The 13,734-nt window shown below is 67.8% G+C and carries 15 protein-coding genes; 4 read left to right on the forward strand and 11 right to left on the reverse strand.

Going from position 1 to position 13,734, the window contains the following annotated elements; translation table 11 throughout:
• Positions 1-27: 27 nt before the first annotated feature.
• Together ABNQ39_RS19425 and ABNQ39_RS19430 are read right to left on the reverse strand one after the other, a co-directional pair.
• Positions 28-441 (reverse strand): hypothetical protein, encoded by a 414-nt coding sequence (locus ABNQ39_RS19425; protein WP_376959891.1) that lies wholly within the window; start codon positions 439-441, stop codon positions 28-30.
• A 192-nt stretch (positions 442-633) separates the two neighbouring features.
• Positions 634-1,074: a response regulator gene (locus ABNQ39_RS19430; RefSeq protein ID WP_376962635.1), complete on the reverse strand. Its 441-nt coding sequence runs from the start codon at positions 1,072-1,074 to the stop codon at positions 634-636.
• A 234-nt stretch (positions 1,075-1,308) separates the two neighbouring features.
• Between ABNQ39_RS19430 and ABNQ39_RS19435 the strand changes: the two genes are divergently transcribed.
• On the forward strand, positions 1,309-1,527 hold the full coding sequence (locus ABNQ39_RS19435) for a hypothetical protein (protein WP_376959892.1): 219 nt from the start codon (positions 1,309-1,311) through the stop codon (positions 1,525-1,527).
• Between the two features lie 127 nt (positions 1,528-1,654).
• Here ABNQ39_RS19435 and ABNQ39_RS19440 read toward each other — a convergent pair whose 3' ends face one another.
• The 9 genes from ABNQ39_RS19440 to ABNQ39_RS19480 form a co-directional block, all read right to left on the reverse strand.
• Positions 1,655-2,434, reverse strand: a complete 780-nt coding sequence (locus ABNQ39_RS19440; RefSeq protein WP_376959893.1) for an oxepin-CoA hydrolase, alternative type — start codon at positions 2,432-2,434, stop codon at positions 1,655-1,657.
• Complete coding sequence (locus ABNQ39_RS19445; protein WP_376959894.1) at positions 2,431-2,862, reverse strand: PaaI family thioesterase; 432 nt, start codon at positions 2,860-2,862, stop codon at positions 2,431-2,433. The genes ABNQ39_RS19440 and ABNQ39_RS19445 overlap by 4 nt, the downstream gene beginning before the upstream one ends.
• Positions 2,863-2,873: 11 nt before the next feature.
• Positions 2,874-3,596: an ABC transporter ATP-binding protein gene (locus tag ABNQ39_RS19450; protein WP_376959896.1), complete on the reverse strand. Its 723-nt coding sequence runs from the start codon at positions 3,594-3,596 to the stop codon at positions 2,874-2,876.
• Positions 3,593-4,318 (reverse strand): ABC transporter ATP-binding protein, encoded by a 726-nt coding sequence (locus tag ABNQ39_RS19455; RefSeq protein WP_376959897.1) that lies wholly within the window; start codon positions 4,316-4,318, stop codon positions 3,593-3,595. The genes ABNQ39_RS19450 and ABNQ39_RS19455 overlap by 4 nt, the downstream gene beginning before the upstream one ends.
• Entirely contained in the window at positions 4,305-5,261 is a 957-nt protein-coding gene (locus tag ABNQ39_RS19460) for a branched-chain amino acid ABC transporter permease (RefSeq protein ID WP_376959898.1), read from the reverse strand. The genes ABNQ39_RS19455 and ABNQ39_RS19460 overlap by 14 nt, the downstream gene beginning before the upstream one ends.
• An 11-nt stretch (positions 5,262-5,272) precedes the next feature.
• A complete protein-coding gene (locus tag ABNQ39_RS19465) occupies positions 5,273-6,151 on the reverse strand; it encodes a branched-chain amino acid ABC transporter permease (protein ID WP_376959899.1) in 879 nt (292 codons plus the stop codon).
• Between the two features lie 7 nt (positions 6,152-6,158).
• Entirely contained in the window at positions 6,159-7,337 is a 1,179-nt protein-coding gene (locus ABNQ39_RS19470; RefSeq protein ID WP_376959901.1) for an ABC transporter substrate-binding protein, read from the reverse strand.
• A gap of 65 nt (positions 7,338-7,402) precedes the next feature.
• Entirely contained in the window at positions 7,403-8,971 is a 1,569-nt protein-coding gene (locus ABNQ39_RS19475) for a class I adenylate-forming enzyme family protein (protein WP_376959902.1), read from the reverse strand.
• Positions 8,968-10,119 carry an acyl-CoA dehydrogenase family protein gene (locus ABNQ39_RS19480; protein ID WP_376959904.1) on the reverse strand — a complete coding sequence of 384 codons (1,152 nt, stop codon included), beginning with the start codon at positions 10,117-10,119 and terminating at the stop codon, positions 8,968-8,970. The genes ABNQ39_RS19475 and ABNQ39_RS19480 overlap by 4 nt, the downstream gene beginning before the upstream one ends.
• Before the next feature lie 263 nt (positions 10,120-10,382).
• On the opposite strand from ABNQ39_RS19480, the gene ABNQ39_RS19485 reads away from it, so the two are divergent.
• The 3 genes from ABNQ39_RS19485 to ABNQ39_RS19495 all read left to right on the forward strand — a co-directional run bounded on the left by ABNQ39_RS19485 (position 10,383) and on the right by ABNQ39_RS19495 (position 13,724).
• A complete protein-coding gene (locus ABNQ39_RS19485; protein WP_376959906.1) occupies positions 10,383-11,090 on the forward strand; it encodes a glutathione binding-like protein in 708 nt (235 codons plus the stop codon).
• 188 nt (positions 11,091-11,278) lie between these two features.
• The gene (locus tag ABNQ39_RS19490) at positions 11,279-12,505 is read left to right on the forward strand and encodes a GNAT family N-acetyltransferase (protein WP_376959907.1); all 1,227 of its coding nucleotides are present in this window, start codon (positions 11,279-11,281) and stop codon (positions 12,503-12,505) included.
• Between the two features lie 28 nt (positions 12,506-12,533).
• Positions 12,534-13,724: a carboxylate--amine ligase gene (locus ABNQ39_RS19495; RefSeq protein WP_376959908.1), complete on the forward strand. Its 1,191-nt coding sequence runs from the start codon at positions 12,534-12,536 to the stop codon at positions 13,722-13,724.
• Positions 13,725-13,734: the final 10 nt, after the last annotated feature.

The raw sequence follows: 13,734 nt of genomic DNA on the forward strand, positions 1-13,734 counted from the left end.
CCCTTCCTCATGTCTGGACCGCCTGGATCAGCGGGCGGTGCTGCCCGTGCCGGTAGAGGAACCGCCCATGGATCCTGACGGCTGTTGCGTGCCGACCGGGCCGTCGGAGCCGGTGCCCATCGAGCCGCTGTTGCCCAGGCTGTTGCCGCCGGTGCCGTTGGTCGAGCTGGAAGAGCCGGAACCGGTCATCGACCCGCTGCCCATCGTAGACCCGCTGGACGACGAGCCGCTGGTGGCGCCGCTCTTGCTGTCCACGCCGCCCATGCTGCCGCAGCCGAGCTGGTTGTTCGACGTGCAGGGAGGGTTGGTCTGGTTGGAATTGGTGCTTGATCCGGCGCTGTTCGCGGCGGGGCTACCGGAGATCGAACCGCTGCTCTCTGCGAAGGCTGGGGCGGCCATCAGGGCAAGGGCGGTGGCGGCGCCGATCATCAGGCTCTTCATTGGGATTCCTTTCGCTGGGCGGCCCGTCAACGCCGGTGCGGCGGTGGGCCGGAAACTTGTCGGTGGGGTCAGGTTCGTCCCCGCTTGCCATCACACCAACAGGCCCGGTCCGGAATGATCGCGCGGCATTCGGAAACGAAAACGCCCGCCGAGGGGCGGGCGTTTTTCAGGATTCTCAAGGACGGTGAACGGTCACGCCGTGCGCGCCTTTGGCAGGCCGGCGGCCATGGCGGCGGAGCCGTGGAAGAGCTCCAGCGCCGCCGGCGTGGAGGACGGGCGCAGGCCGCCCAGGATTTCACCGGCGGCGCCGACGGCCTGGACCAGCGCGTCCGGCATCACCGGCTTGCGCAGCAGGCCCATGGCGAAGGCGCGGGCTTCGGCGGCATGGTGATCGAAGCCGGTCATCAGCAGCGACGGGATGCCATTCTCCTCCCACAGGCGACGGGCCAGGACCAAGCCATTCTCCCCACCGGCGAGATTGACGTCGACCAGCGCCAGTTCGGGACATTCGCGGGCACCGACCCGCGTAGCCTTGGCGGCGTCGCGCAGCGGTCCAACCACGGTATAGCCCGCATTCTCCAGAACGGCCTTCACGGCCGGACCGATCAGCGGATCGTCCTCGACGACAAGCACCTTCAAGACGGCATGCTCCCTTGAATGACGGTGCGGGCTTATAGCCCGTTCCGTCCGGTTTCCGAAGCCTGTTCGGCTTCGATCAACTGAACCGCCCATGTTTGTCGCGGTTCCGCTCCGTTCAAGAGGTCGAAGGGGTACTCCCTTCCGGTCATGGCGCCCTACTGAACGTCCGGGTTGGAAACATACACCAACGCAGAGCGTTTTACCCGGACGCGAGAGAGGATACACGCAATGGCATTCGTCGAACTGACCGACACGTCCGGGGAAACCGTTTTGGTGAACCCCATCGCCGTCGCCTATCTGCGCACCGCAGGCGACGGCGGCACCGATCTGTATTTCGCCGGCCGGACGGAGCCGCTGCGGCTGACCGGGGCACCGTCGGACATCGTCCGCGCCCTGGAAAACGCCGCACCCACCCCGCCCGATCCTACCCTGTCGCTGTTGGCCTGACGATAAGCTCAGACGCAACCTTCTGGTTTAGAGTTGTCTGGTGCTTATTGAAGCACCATACAACTCTAAGCTTTTGGTTTTCCGTATGATTCACGCTTCAAGCGATTTCGCTTGAAGCGATCACACTCTAGCGGGGATAGTTCGGCGCGCGCTTCTCGAAGAAGGCGGTGATGCCCTCCGCCGCCTCCGCCCCGTGCAGGGCCTCGACGAAGAAGGCGGCCTCGCGGTCGAGCTGGTCGTCGGGCGCGCCGAAGCCGCTCTCGATCAGCCGCTTGGCCCGGCCGATGGCGAGCGTCGGCCCGTCCGCCAACCGCTCCGCCCAGGCGAGCGCCTCGGCCAGTGTGGCGCCGGGCGCCACCACCCGGTTGACGATGGCGAGCTGGGCTAGCCGCGCCGCGCCGATTTTGCCGCCTTCGAACATGATCTCGGCCGCCAGCTGCGGCGTCGCGGCACGGGCCAGGAAGGCCGACGCCCCGCCGTCGGGGTTGAGACCGACCTTCACGTAGGCGAGCGTGAACACGGCATCCTCCGCCGCGACGATCAGGTCGCAGCCGAGCGCCACCGAGAATCCGGCCCCGGCGGCGGCTCCCTCGACGGCGGCGATCACCGGCTTGGGGCAGGCGCGCATGGCGCGGGTCCAGCCATGGAAGCGCTCCAGGCTGGCACGGGTCACTTCCGGATCGGCCTTGGCATTGCCGAGCAGCCGGCCCAAATTGCCGCCGGAACAGAAGGTGCCATTGGCCCCGGTCAGCACGATGGCGCCCACCCCCGGATCCTCGGCCGCCTGCACCAGCGCGTCGCGCGCGGCGGCCATCATCTCTGGCCCCAGCGCGTTCTTGGTGGCCGCGTCGTCCATCGTCAGCACCATCACGCGGTCTTGGCGCGCGACGGTCAGTTGTCCGCTCATAGTTCGGTTCCCTCCCGGTTCTCGCTGCCCGGCCGGTATTTGAACATTCCTTCCGACGTGGCGATCAGGGCGCCGGTGTCGCCATGGCGAATCTCCGCCGCGATGCCGACGATCTTGCGCCCGCCGCCGCGCAGCCGGCCGGTGGCGACCAGCGTACCGGTGCGCGCCTGACCCAGGAAGCTCGTCGACAGCGACAGTGTCACCATCCGCCTCACCCGGCCGGGGAAGGGACAGTATGTTGCCGAGAATCCGGAAACCGTGTCCAAAAGCGTCACCAGAACCCCGCCATGCACCACGCCGGCCCGGTTCAGGTGGCGGTCGTCGATGGCCATCGTCAGCTCCGCCCCGCCCTCCTCCCAGCGACTCAAGGCGTAGCCCAGCAGGCGCTGGAAGCCCGATTCCGGCTCCCCATCCAGCAAATCGTCCATACCCTGTTCCATCACGCGGCTGTTTCGTGCGCGAAGTAAAGCGCGTGAAGGCGGTCCAGGTCCACCCGGTCGCCGCGTTCGGACAGCACGACCTTGCCCGACTGCATCAGATAGACGTGGTCGGCGATCTTCAGGGCTCGGCTGGTGTTCTGCTCCACCAGCAGGATGGTCAACCCCTCCGCCCGCAGCCGCGCCAGGATGCGGAAGATCTCGTCCACTACCACGGGGGCGAGGCCGAGCGACGGTTCGTCGATCAGGCAGACGCGCGGCTGCTCCATCAGGCCGCGGCCGATGGCGAGCATCTGTGCCTCGCCGCCCGACAGGGTGCCGGCGATCTGCCCGCGACGCTCGGCCAGCCGGGGGAACATGTCCATGACCATCGCCCTGTTGCGCTTCCAGTCCTTGCGGCAGCCGCGCGGGAAGGCACCCATCATCAGATTGTCCTCCACCGTCATGTCGGGGAAGATCATCCGGCCCTCGGGGATCATCACCAGCCCATCGGCGACCCGGTCCCAGGTCTTCGCCGCCTTGCGGCTCTGCCCGTCGACGCGGATGTCGCCGGAGGTGGCGGGCACCAGCCCCATGATGGCGCGCAGCAGCGTGGTCTTGCCGGCGCCGTTCGGGCCGACGATCACCGTCGTCTTGCCGGCCTCCACCGACAGCGAGACGTCCCACAGCACATTGATCGCGCCATAGCCGGCCCGCAGTGTCAGGATGTCGAGCGCGTTGGTCATGACGCCTCCGCAAGGGTGGTTTCGCCGGTGTAGCTGCGGATCACCTCCGGGTCGCGGAACACCGCGTCGGGGGAGCCGTCGGCGATGATCTGGCCGAAATTCAGCACCAGCACCCGCGGGCAGAGCGCGGCGATGGTGGCGATGTCATGCTCGATGATGACCATGGCGAGGCGGTAGCGGTCGCGCACCGCCGCCAGCCGTTCCATGAAGGCGCGCTTGCTGCTGGTTTCGAGCCCGGCCAGCACCTCGTCGAGCAGGAGCAGGCTGGGCTCGGTCGCCAATGCCTTGCCGACCTCCAGCGCCTTGTGCTCGGTCAATGCCAGTTCGCCGGTGGCGTCGCGGTCGGCCTTGTCGCGCAGGTTCAGGATGTCGAGGATCTCGTCGATCCGCTTCGGGTCGGTCTTCCCGGCGCCGAAGCGCTGGGCGACCAGCAGGTTCTCCCGCACCGTGCAATGGCCGAAGGGTCGCGGGATCTGGAAGCTGCGGCCGATACCGAGCCGTGCCCGTTTCCACTCCGGCAGCTTCAGCAGCGAGGTGCCGCGGAAGTCCAGACGACCGGCGGTCGGCCGCACCACGCCGGAGATGACGTTGAACAGCGTGGTCTTGCCGGCGCCGTTGGGGCCGACCAGACCGATGCTTTCCCCTTCGGCGACGGAGAAGCTGGCGCTTTTCAGCGCCTGGACGCCGCCGAAATTGACCTGGACGCCTTCAAGCGTGAGCATGGCGGCTCTCCTTCACCGGGCGGCGGCGCAAGGCCGGCATCAGGCCGCCGGGGCTGAACATGATCATGGCGCACAGCAGCACGCCCAGGATCATCTGGTGGCCGTGCGGCAGGATCGGCTTGAACAGCAGCTGGTCGACCAGATAGATCGCGAGTGCCCCCACCACTGGCCCCCACACCGTGCGGTAGCCGCCGAAGATGGCTGCGGCGATGGGCAGCACGGTCCAGCCGCTGGAAAAGGCGTAATCGGGGTCGAGGAAGCTGATGAAATGGGCGTTGAAGGCGCCGACCACCCCGGTGATGAAGGCCGACAGCACCAGCATCGCCGCCTTCAGGTGCGTGCTGGGCACACCGACGACGCGGGTCGCCACCTCGGTGTCGTGCATCGCCTTCAGGGCGAGGCCCCAACTGCTGCGCCGGATGGCGTCATAGGCGAGGACCGCCAGCACGACGATGGTCAGGACGATCAGGTAGCCGCCCAGCTTCTCGCCGAAATCGAAGCCCAGAATTTTCGGAAAGCGCGGGATCGACAGCAGCCCGCCGGCCCCGCCGGTGACCGGCGTCATCTCGGTCGTCAGAATCTGGAAGATGTGGGCATAGGCGAGGATGGCGAGGGCGAAATAGGGCCCGCGCAGCCGCAGTGCCGGCAGCATGGCGATGGAGGACACCGCCGCCCCCACCCCGCCCAGCAGCATGGATGCGAAGACCGGCACCCCCAGCTTCATCGCCAGCACGGCGGAGGTGTAGGATCCCACCCCGAAGAAGGCGGCGTGGCCGAAGCTGACCATGCCGCCGAGATTGCCGAGCAGCGCCCAGGCCACCGCCACCCCGGCGATGGTCAGTGCTGCCACGATCAGCCCCAGCACATAGGCATTGCTGCCGAACAGCAGGGGCACGCCGACATAGGCGACGGCGAGCGCGGCGATCAGAAGAAGACGGTTCATCGGGGAGTTCCTCATCGCGCCAGTGCCCTCCCACCGCCGAACAGGCCCGAGGGCGAGACGAACAGCACGACCAGGAACAGGATCATGCCTGCCAGCTCCTGCAACGAGGCCGACAGGTAGGTGACCGTCAGCGATTCGATGACGCCGATCATGATGGCGCCGATCAGCACGCCGGGGATCGACCCCATGCCGGCCAGCACGGTGATGATGAAGGCCTTGACCGTCAGCACATGGCCCAGCGCCGGGAAGACGGTCTTGCCGGTGTAGATGGCGAAGCCGGCGAAAGTGGCGAGCAGGGCCGCGATCAGGAAGGACAGGATTTCGATCTTGCGCGGGTTGACGCCCATCAGCGTCGCTGCTGCGCGGTTCGACGACAGCGCCCGCACCGCGCGCCCCTGCCAGGAATGGTTCAGCCACCACCAGACGCCGGCCATCAGCACCAGCCCGCCGATGAAGGAAGCGACCTCCGCATTCATCGCGAACAGGGTATCGGCGACGACCAGGGAATCCTGGAACCAGGGATCGGAGGTCGAATGGATGTCGGCCTTCCAGATCGACAGGATGGCATTCGTCAGGATGATCCCCAGGCCGAAGGTGAGGATCAGCGAGTTGATCTCGCGGTCCTGCCGGATGCGGCTGAGCAGCGCATAGACGAATGCAGACGCCATTCCGACGATCACCAGCGCCACCGGGATCGCCATCACCGGGTTGACGCCGTAATTGGTTTCCGCCGCATAGGCGACATAGGCGGCCAGCAGCACCAGCTCGCCATGGGCGAGGTTGATGACCCGCATGGTTCCGAACACCAGCGCCAACCCGACCGCCACGGTCGCGTAATAGCCGCCGGCGAGCAGGCCCGAGAACAGTGCCTGGAGCGTCAGTTCGAACATGGCCCGCTCACCAGGGCACGGCCGGGAAGTTCATCGTTCCGTTGGCGGCGTCCTTCGGCCAGACCAGGACCACCTTGCCGCCCTGGTGCTGGCCCATGCGGTGGGTGAAGTTCAGGTTGTCGCCGTTCCTGTCGAAGGTGACGCGGCCGATCAGGGTGTTGGCGTCGGTCTTGCGCAGCTCGTCGGCCAAGCCGCCCTTGACGAGCGTTCCGGCCTCGTCGGCGCGGACGACGGCGTCGATCAGCAGGCGGGTCTGGACATAGCCGAACTGCCCCAGATAGTCGGGATCCTTGTTGAACAGCGTCTTGTAGGTGGCGGCGAACTCGACCGCTTCAGGCTGGGTGAATTCCACCGGGTAGGGCAGCATGGAGGTGCCGTAGACGTTCTCCATCAGGTCGGGGAATTCCTTGGCCATCTGCGCGGTGGCGAGCGACCAGACGCCGACCATCGCCTTGACCTGCGGCTTCAGCACCTTGGAGGCCCGCAGAATGCCGACATAATCGTTCTCGTAGCCGACCATGGCGATGACGTCGGGACGGTCCTGCAGCTTGACCTTGTTCATCAGCGGCTTGAAGTCGCTGGTGGAGCCGTCGAACTCGTGCATGCCCACCGTGACGCCCTTGGCGGTCAGCGCGCTGTTGACCTGTTTGGCGAGGCTGCTGGTGGCATCCTTGTTCAGGTAGACGATGGAGACCTTCTTGGCTCCCATGTCCTGCAACATGCCGATCATGGCGAGCGCATAGCCGTCGGTGTTGTTGATGCGGAAGAAGGTCGGATAGCCGCGCTGGGTCAGTTCGGGAGAGACGCCGCCCGAGGTGATGTAGACCAGCCCGGCCTTCTGCGCCGCTTCCGATGCCGGACCGATGATGTTGGAGCCGTAGCCGCCGGTGATCGCCACCACCCCGTCGCCGGCCAGCTTCTCGACCGCCGCCACGCCCTTGGCGGGGGAGGTCTCGTCGTCGATGGTCTGGACCTTGAAGCTGTGCTTGCCGGCATAGCTTTTGTTCGCCATCTCGACGGCGACGGAGATGCCCTCATGCATGCCCTGGCCGACGCGGGCGAGGCTGCCGGTCAGCGGCAGTTCGGAGCCCAGCAGGAAGTCCTTGGCCTGTGCCGCCCCGGCGCCGAGCGCCACCGACAGAGCGAGGGCCGAGACAGTTACGAGGTTCGCGAGCGTCCGGGTCATGCTTTGGTTCCCTCCCATGGGCTTTGCTTTTTGAGGCTTTGCTTTTCGGAATTTTGCTCTTCGCGTCAGGCGGCCATCACCTCGGCGGCGAGCGCGCGGAGGCCGCTTTTCAGCAGCTTGCCGGTCGGGCTGGCCGGCAGGGTCTCCATGGCGACGATCCGCGACGGGCGCTTGTAGGGGGCCAGCCGTTCGGCGGCCCAGGCCTTCAGCTCCTCCTCGCCGGCGCTGCGGCCGGGGACGAACTGGACGAAGGCCACGACCTCCTCGTTGCCGGCGACGGCATGGCCGACCACCGCGGCCAGCGTCACCGCCGGGTGGCTGGTCAGCACCCCCTCCACCTCCTCCGGATAGACGTTGAAGCCGGAGCGGATGACGATCTCGCGGATGCGGCCGACCACGGCGACGCAGCCGTCCGGTTCCAGCCGGGCGACGTCGCCGGTCTTCAGCCAGCCGTCGTCGGTGATGACCTGGGCGGTCAGCGCCGGGTCACGGTAATAGCCGAGCATGACGTTGGGGGCGCGGACCCACAGCTCACCCGGTTCGCCATTGGCCACGTCCAGGCCGGTGACATGGTCGACGAAGCGCATCTCCACCAGCGGCAGGGCCGGGCCGATGGAGGTGTCGCTGCGCGGCGCGTCGAGCCGGGTCTGCGTCACCGTTGGCGAGCATTCGGTCAGGCCGTAGCCGTTGTGCAGCGGCAGGCCGAAGACCCGCTCCACCGTCCGCTTGAGGTCGAGGTCCAGCACAGAGCCGCCCGACGACAGGTAGCGCAGGGCCGGCGCGGTGGGCGTGCGGCCGGTGACGGTGGCGTGCTCCACCAGCTTGGCGTACATGGCTGGAACACCCTGGAACACGGTCACCCCATCCTGTTCCAGCGCCTGCCACACCGCGGCGGGGGCGAAGCGGGGCACGGTGTGCAGGCAGCCGCCGGCATAGAGGGTGCCGAGGCAGGTGGACGCCAGCCCGAAGACATGGCTGACCGGCAGCACGCCATAGGTGCGGTCGCTGGGGCCGAGGCCGCGCATCCAGCCCGACACCGAGGCGACGAACAGCAGGCCGCGGTGCGACAGCATCACCCCCTTGGGCTTGCCGGTGGTGCCGGAGGTGTAGATCAGCGCGCCGACCTGCCGCCTGTTGCCGGCATGGACCGGCTCCGGATCGGCGTCCAGCAGCGGGCCGACCGCCATCGGCGGCACATCCGGGTCGCCGAGCGGCTCCGCGCCATGGCGGGCGGCGTGGGCGGCGGCTTCATGGGATACCGTATCGGTATAGAAGACCCGGCGCGGCTGGCAGTGGTCGCGGATGGCGTCGATCTCGCGGTCCGACAGGCGGGCGTTGACGATGACCGGCCAGGCGTCGCGCTCGCTGGCGGCCAGGATCAAGGTGACGGCGGCGAGGCCGTTCTCGCAGACGATCATCACCCGGTCGCCGCCGACCACCCCCAGCCGCTTCAACCGCGCGGCGGCGCTGCCGACCGCCTGGGCCAGCCGGCGATAGCTCCAGTCCTGCGTCCCGTCGAACAGGGCGGGGGCGTCCGGTGTCCGCTCCGCCCAGGCAAGCGCGGCGTGGCTGATGCGTTGCGGCAGCGCCGCCACCATCGCGGCGAAATCGGGAACCGGCCGCCCGGCGGTCATGCCGCCTCCCGGATCATGTTGCGGGCGATGACGAGCTGCTGGATCTGGGTGGTGCCCTCATAGATGCGGAACAGGCGGACGTCGCGGTAGAAACGCTCGATCCCGTAATCGGCGATATAGCCGGCCCCGCCATGGATCTGCACCGCGCGGTCGGCGACGCGGCCGACCATCTCGGTCGAGAACATCTTGCAGCAGGCGGCGTCGGTGTTGACGTTCTGCCCGGCGTCGCGGCGGCGCGCGGTCTCCAGCACCATGCAGCGCGCGGCATAGGCCTCGGCCCGGCTGTCGGCCAGCATCGCCTGGATCAGCTGGAATTCGGCGAGCGGCTGGCCGAACTGCTTGCGCTCCATGGCGTAGCTCAGGCTGTCGCGGATCAGCCGCTCGGCCAGACCGACGCAGACGGCGCCGATGTGCAGGCGGCCGCGGTCCAGCACCTTCATCGCGGTCTTGAAGCCCTGCCCCTCCTTGCCGCCCAGGATGGCGCTGGCCGGAACGCGGCAGTCCTCGAAGATGACGTCGCAGGTGTGGGCGCCCTTCTGGCCCATCTTTTTGTCGATGGGGCCAAGCGACAGGCCGGGCGTCCCGGCTTCGACCAGGAAGGCCGACACGCCGCGGGCGTCGCGGCTGTCCGGGTCGGTGCGGGCGAAGACGGTGAAGAGGCCGGCCTGCGGCGCGTTGGTGATGTAGCGCTTGGTGCCGTTCAGGATGAAATGGTCGCCGTCGCGCCGGGCGGTGGTGCGGAGCGAGCCGGCGTCCGACCCCGATTCCGGTTCGGTCAGGGCGAAGGCTCCGACGATCTCGCCGGTGGCCAGACGCGGCAGGTATCGCTGCTTCTGCTCCGCTGTGCCATCGATGACGATGCCCTGAGAGCCGATGCCGTTGTTGGTGCCGATCAGCGAGCGGAAGGCCGGGGAGGTCTGGCCCAGCTGGAAGGCGACCTGCACCTCGTCCATCATCGACAGGCCGAGCCCGCCATACTCCTCCGGGATCGACAGGCCGAACAGGCCCATCTCGCGCATCGCGCCGATCACCTCGGCCGGGATGGCGTCGTCCTCCGCCACCTTGTGCTCCAGCGGGACCAGCTTCTCGCGGACGAAGCGCCCCAGCGTGTCCAGCAGTTGATCCAAAACGTCCGTGTCCAAGGCCATGCGTGCTCTCCGTCCGGGGAGAATGATTCCAGGGGAAATCAAAAATCGAGGGGGCGCCGCCTCGTCTGTTCGTTGGCCACGCTGACAGATGCGAAAATGACTGTCAACAAAATGAAATTGAATTTCGTTTAACGGAATATGCATGGCGGATTGGAGGTCTGCCGCGCGTCTGCATAGGCTTGCCAGCCGGACCGAAGCGGTTAACCTTTTTCCCGAAATTACGGCCTGGACCGTCGGGCCGATAAATCGCAGGAGGGTTTGGGATGATCGACCTCTATTTCTGGCCGACGCCGAACGGCCACAAGATCACGATCTTTCTGGAGGAAGCCGAGCTGGACTACAGCTTCAAGCCGGTGAACATCTCCACCGGCGACCAGTTCAAGCCGGAGTTCCTGGCCTTCTCGCCCAACAACCGCATGCCGGCGATCATCGACACCGCCCCGGCCGACGGCGGCGAGCCGATCAGCGTGTTCGAATCCGGCGCCATCCTCGTCTACCTTGCCGAGAAGACCGGCAAGTTCCTGCCCAGCGACGTGCGTGGCCGCAAGACGGTTCTCGAATGGCTGTTCTGGCAGGTCGGCGGCCTCGGCCCGATGGCCGGCCAGAACCACCATTTCGTCCAATACGCTCCGGAGCGCATCCCCTACGCCATGGAGCGCTACGTCAAGGAGACCAGCCGTCTCTATGGCGTGATGGACAAGCGCCTTGCCGACAACGAGTTCCTCGGCGGGGCGGAACTGTCCATCGCCGATATGGCGAGCTACCCGTGGATCGTCCCGCACGAACGCCAGCAGCAGGATCTGGACAACTTCCCCAACCTGAAGCGCTGGTTCACCGCGATCAAGGGGCGGCCGGCGGTGGTGCGCGCCTATGAAAAGGGGCAGGAGATCAACCCCAACCGCACGCCAACGGTGAACGAGGACAGCAAAAAGATCCTGTTCGGCCAGTCCGCCGACACGGTGAAGCGCTGAGACCGGTGTCCCAACTCCCCTCTTTTTCCAGGGAGAGGGGAGTTGGGGCAACTTCGTATAGCCCCTGACCACTTCGCGGCACCCGTTTGCGCCGCACAGACTTTCGGGTGTCCCCGGCGTTGACGGGACCGTTCGTCTGACCAGCGTGTTGTTTTCGGTAGAGAATATCTACCGGAGATGCCGCGCCGATGAGCATCTGGCCACGCACCGACTCCGACGGCACCCTTCCGCAGAGGGCGGCCGGTTCCGCAACCGCAACCGACATACAGGTCGCCCTGCATCCCCTGCCCTCCATGCCGGAGCTGGCGCGGGCATGGACGGAGCTGGAAAGCCGCTCCGACTCCTCCTTCTTCCTTTCCTGGACCTGGATCGGGCCCTGGCTGGCGCAGATGCCGGACGGGATCGAGCCGCAGCTGCTGGTCGCCCGCCAGGGGGACGAAACGGTTGGGCTGGCCCTGCTCTGCCCGCGCCTGCGGCGCCGGTTCGGGCTGCTGCCCAGCCGCTGCTGGATGCTGCACGAGACCGGCGACCGCAGCTATGACCGGCTGTTCATGGAGTATAACGGCATCCTCGCCGACCGCCGCGTCGCCGACGAGGTGACGGACGCCATGCTGCACTGGCTGGGCGAGCGGCTGGGCGCCAACGACGAGCTGGTGCTGGGCGGCCTGACCCTGGCGGCGGAGCGGGCGGCCCGGCGGGTGGCGGCACGCACCGGCCACACGCTGCAACTGCGCGTCGCCGATTCCGCGCAATGGGTGGACTTCGGCACGGTGCGCGCGGCGGGCGGCGATTTCCGCGGCGGGCTGGGCCGCAACACGCGGGCGGCGGTGAACCGCAGCGAGCGGCTTTACCGTGGCCGCGGTGAGCTCGAACACCGCGTCGCCACGACGGTGGACGAGGCGCTGGAGTATTTCGCCGGGCTGGAGGTGCTGCATCAGGCCGGCTGGCAGGCGCGCGGGCAGGCCGGGGCCTTCGCCAATGCCGCCTTCCGCCCCTTCCATCAAAGGCTGATCGCCGAGGGGATGCCGCAGGGTGCCGTGCGGCTGAGCCGGGTCAGCGCCGGTGGGCAGGCGGTCGGCTATCTCTACAACTTCGTCCACCGCAACCGCGTGCTGAACTATCAGGGCGGCTTCGCCTTCGAGGCCGACAACCGGCTGAAGCCGGGGCTGCTGAGCCATGTGCTGGCCATCGAGGACGCGCTGGACCGCGGCGAGGATTGCTACGACTTCATGTCGACCCCGGCCGGGCACAAGCCGCTGCTCTCCAACGCCGAACAGCCGATGAACTGGCTGACGCTCGGCCCCGACCGGTTCAGCCGGCGGATGGAGGCGCATGTCCGCCGGGCGCGCGGGGTGATGGCCGATGCGGTCAAGCGGTCGCTGCGCGGATGGATCGCGCCGGCCAAAGGCATTTGAGTGCGGGATCTGAACGGGGGGATTGGCGATGAAGACCGGGATGACGGCCGGGCCGCTGGCCTGCGTGTTGGGCGACATGGATCTGGTGCGCCCGCTGGGGCTTGCGGGCATCCGCTGCGCCGTGGTCGGGCCGCCGGACGGGGCGACCGCCCATTCCCGCTTCACCGCGCAGTTGATACCCTGGCAAGGCGGCAATGACGGGACGCTGGTCGACCGTCTGCTGCGCTTCGGCGCCGCCCAGTCGCAAAAGCCGGTGCTCTATATGGAGGAGGACGCCCAGCTTCTGATGGTGTCGCGCAACCGCGACCGGCTGGCCTCGGTCTTCCGCCTTCCGCTGGCCGATGCCGAACTGGTGGAGACGCTGGTGGACAAGGGCCGCTTCCAGGCGATGGCGGAACGGCTGGGCCTGCCGGTGCCGCGGACCCGCCGCCTGCGCCCCCTGCCCGGCAGCGAGGCGCCGGATCTGGATCTGCGCTATCCCCTGATCGTCAAGCCGCTGACCCGCCGTCCGCCCTGGGACGAGATCGAGGGGCTGGGCAAGGCGATCCGGCTGGACGGGCATGATGAGCTTCGCGCCCTGTGGCCGCGTCTGATCCCGGTCGGCATCGAGCTGCTGGCGCAGGAACTGATCCCCGGACCGGAGACGCGGATCGAAAGCCACCATGTCTATATCGACGCCAGCGGCGCGGTGGCCGGGGAGTTCACCGGGCGCAAGATCCGCACCTACCCCGTCGATTACGGCCACAGCACGGCGCTGACCATCACCGACATCGACGGCGAGGGCGCCGATGTGGCGGCGCTTGGGCGGGAGATCGCGGCGAAGATCGGCCTGCGCGGTGTCGCCAAGTTCGACTTCAAGCGCGACCCGGAGGGACGGCTGCACCTGCTGGAGATCAACCCGCGCTTCAACCTCTGGCACCATCTGGGGGCGGTCGCCGGGATGAATTTGCCGGCGATGGTGCAGGCGGACCTGACCGGCCGGCCCCGCCCTGCCCCGGTAAAAGCGCGTCCCGGTGCCTGCTGGTGCCACATCAGCAAGGACCGGCTGGCGGCGCGGGAATGCGGCGTGCCGATGGCGCAGTGGCTGGCCTGGGTGGCGCGCTGCGAGGCGAAGGCGATCACGCCGGACGACCCGATGCCCTTCCTGCGGCCGAAGCTGGACCGGCTGCTCGCCCGCATGCCCGGCGGCATCCGGTCCGGCCGCCTCGTGAAGCCCTGACCCCCGACAG

The sequence above is a fragment of the Azospirillum sp. A26 genome, assembly GCF_042604635.1.
GTDB classification, from domain to species: Bacteria; Pseudomonadota; Alphaproteobacteria; order Azospirillales; family Azospirillaceae; genus Azospirillum; species Azospirillum palustre.

Bases quoted from the DNA above. Each gene is read 5' to 3' on its own strand.
- ABNQ39_RS19445 (WP_376959894.1), bottom strand. From the start codon at position 2,862: ATGGACGATTTGCTGGATGGGGAGCCGGAATCGGGCTTCCAGCGCCTG.
- ABNQ39_RS19485 (WP_376959906.1), top strand. From the start codon at position 10,383: ATGATCGACCTCTATTTCTGGCCGACGCCGAACGGCCACAAGATCACG.
- ABNQ39_RS19475 (WP_376959902.1), bottom strand. From the start codon at position 8,971: ATGACCGCCGGGCGGCCGGTTCCCGATTTCGCCGCGATGGTGGCGGCG.
- ABNQ39_RS19460 (WP_376959898.1), bottom strand. From the start codon at position 5,261: ATGAACCGTCTTCTTCTGATCGCCGCGCTCGCCGTCGCCTATGTCGGC.
- ABNQ39_RS19465 (WP_376959899.1), bottom strand. From the start codon at position 6,151: ATGTTCGAACTGACGCTCCAGGCACTGTTCTCGGGCCTGCTCGCCGGC.
- ABNQ39_RS19490 (WP_376959907.1), top strand. From the start codon at position 11,279: ATGAGCATCTGGCCACGCACCGACTCCGACGGCACCCTTCCGCAGAGG.
- ABNQ39_RS19440 (WP_376959893.1), bottom strand. From the start codon at position 2,434: ATGAGCGGACAACTGACCGTCGCGCGCCAAGACCGCGTGATGGTGCTG.
- ABNQ39_RS19495 (WP_376959908.1), top strand. From the start codon at position 12,534: ATGAAGACCGGGATGACGGCCGGGCCGCTGGCCTGCGTGTTGGGCGAC.
- ABNQ39_RS19480 (WP_376959904.1), bottom strand. From the start codon at position 10,119: ATGGCCTTGGACACGGACGTTTTGGATCAACTGCTGGACACGCTGGGG.
- ABNQ39_RS19470 (WP_376959901.1), bottom strand. From the start codon at position 7,337: ATGACCCGGACGCTCGCGAACCTCGTAACTGTCTCGGCCCTCGCTCTG.
- ABNQ39_RS19435 (WP_376959892.1), top strand. From the start codon at position 1,309: ATGGCATTCGTCGAACTGACCGACACGTCCGGGGAAACCGTTTTGGTG.
- ABNQ39_RS19425 (WP_376959891.1), bottom strand. From the start codon at position 441: ATGAAGAGCCTGATGATCGGCGCCGCCACCGCCCTTGCCCTGATGGCC.
- ABNQ39_RS19455 (WP_376959897.1), bottom strand. From the start codon at position 4,318: ATGCTCACGCTTGAAGGCGTCCAGGTCAATTTCGGCGGCGTCCAGGCG.
- ABNQ39_RS19450 (WP_376959896.1), bottom strand. From the start codon at position 3,596: ATGACCAACGCGCTCGACATCCTGACACTGCGGGCCGGCTATGGCGCG.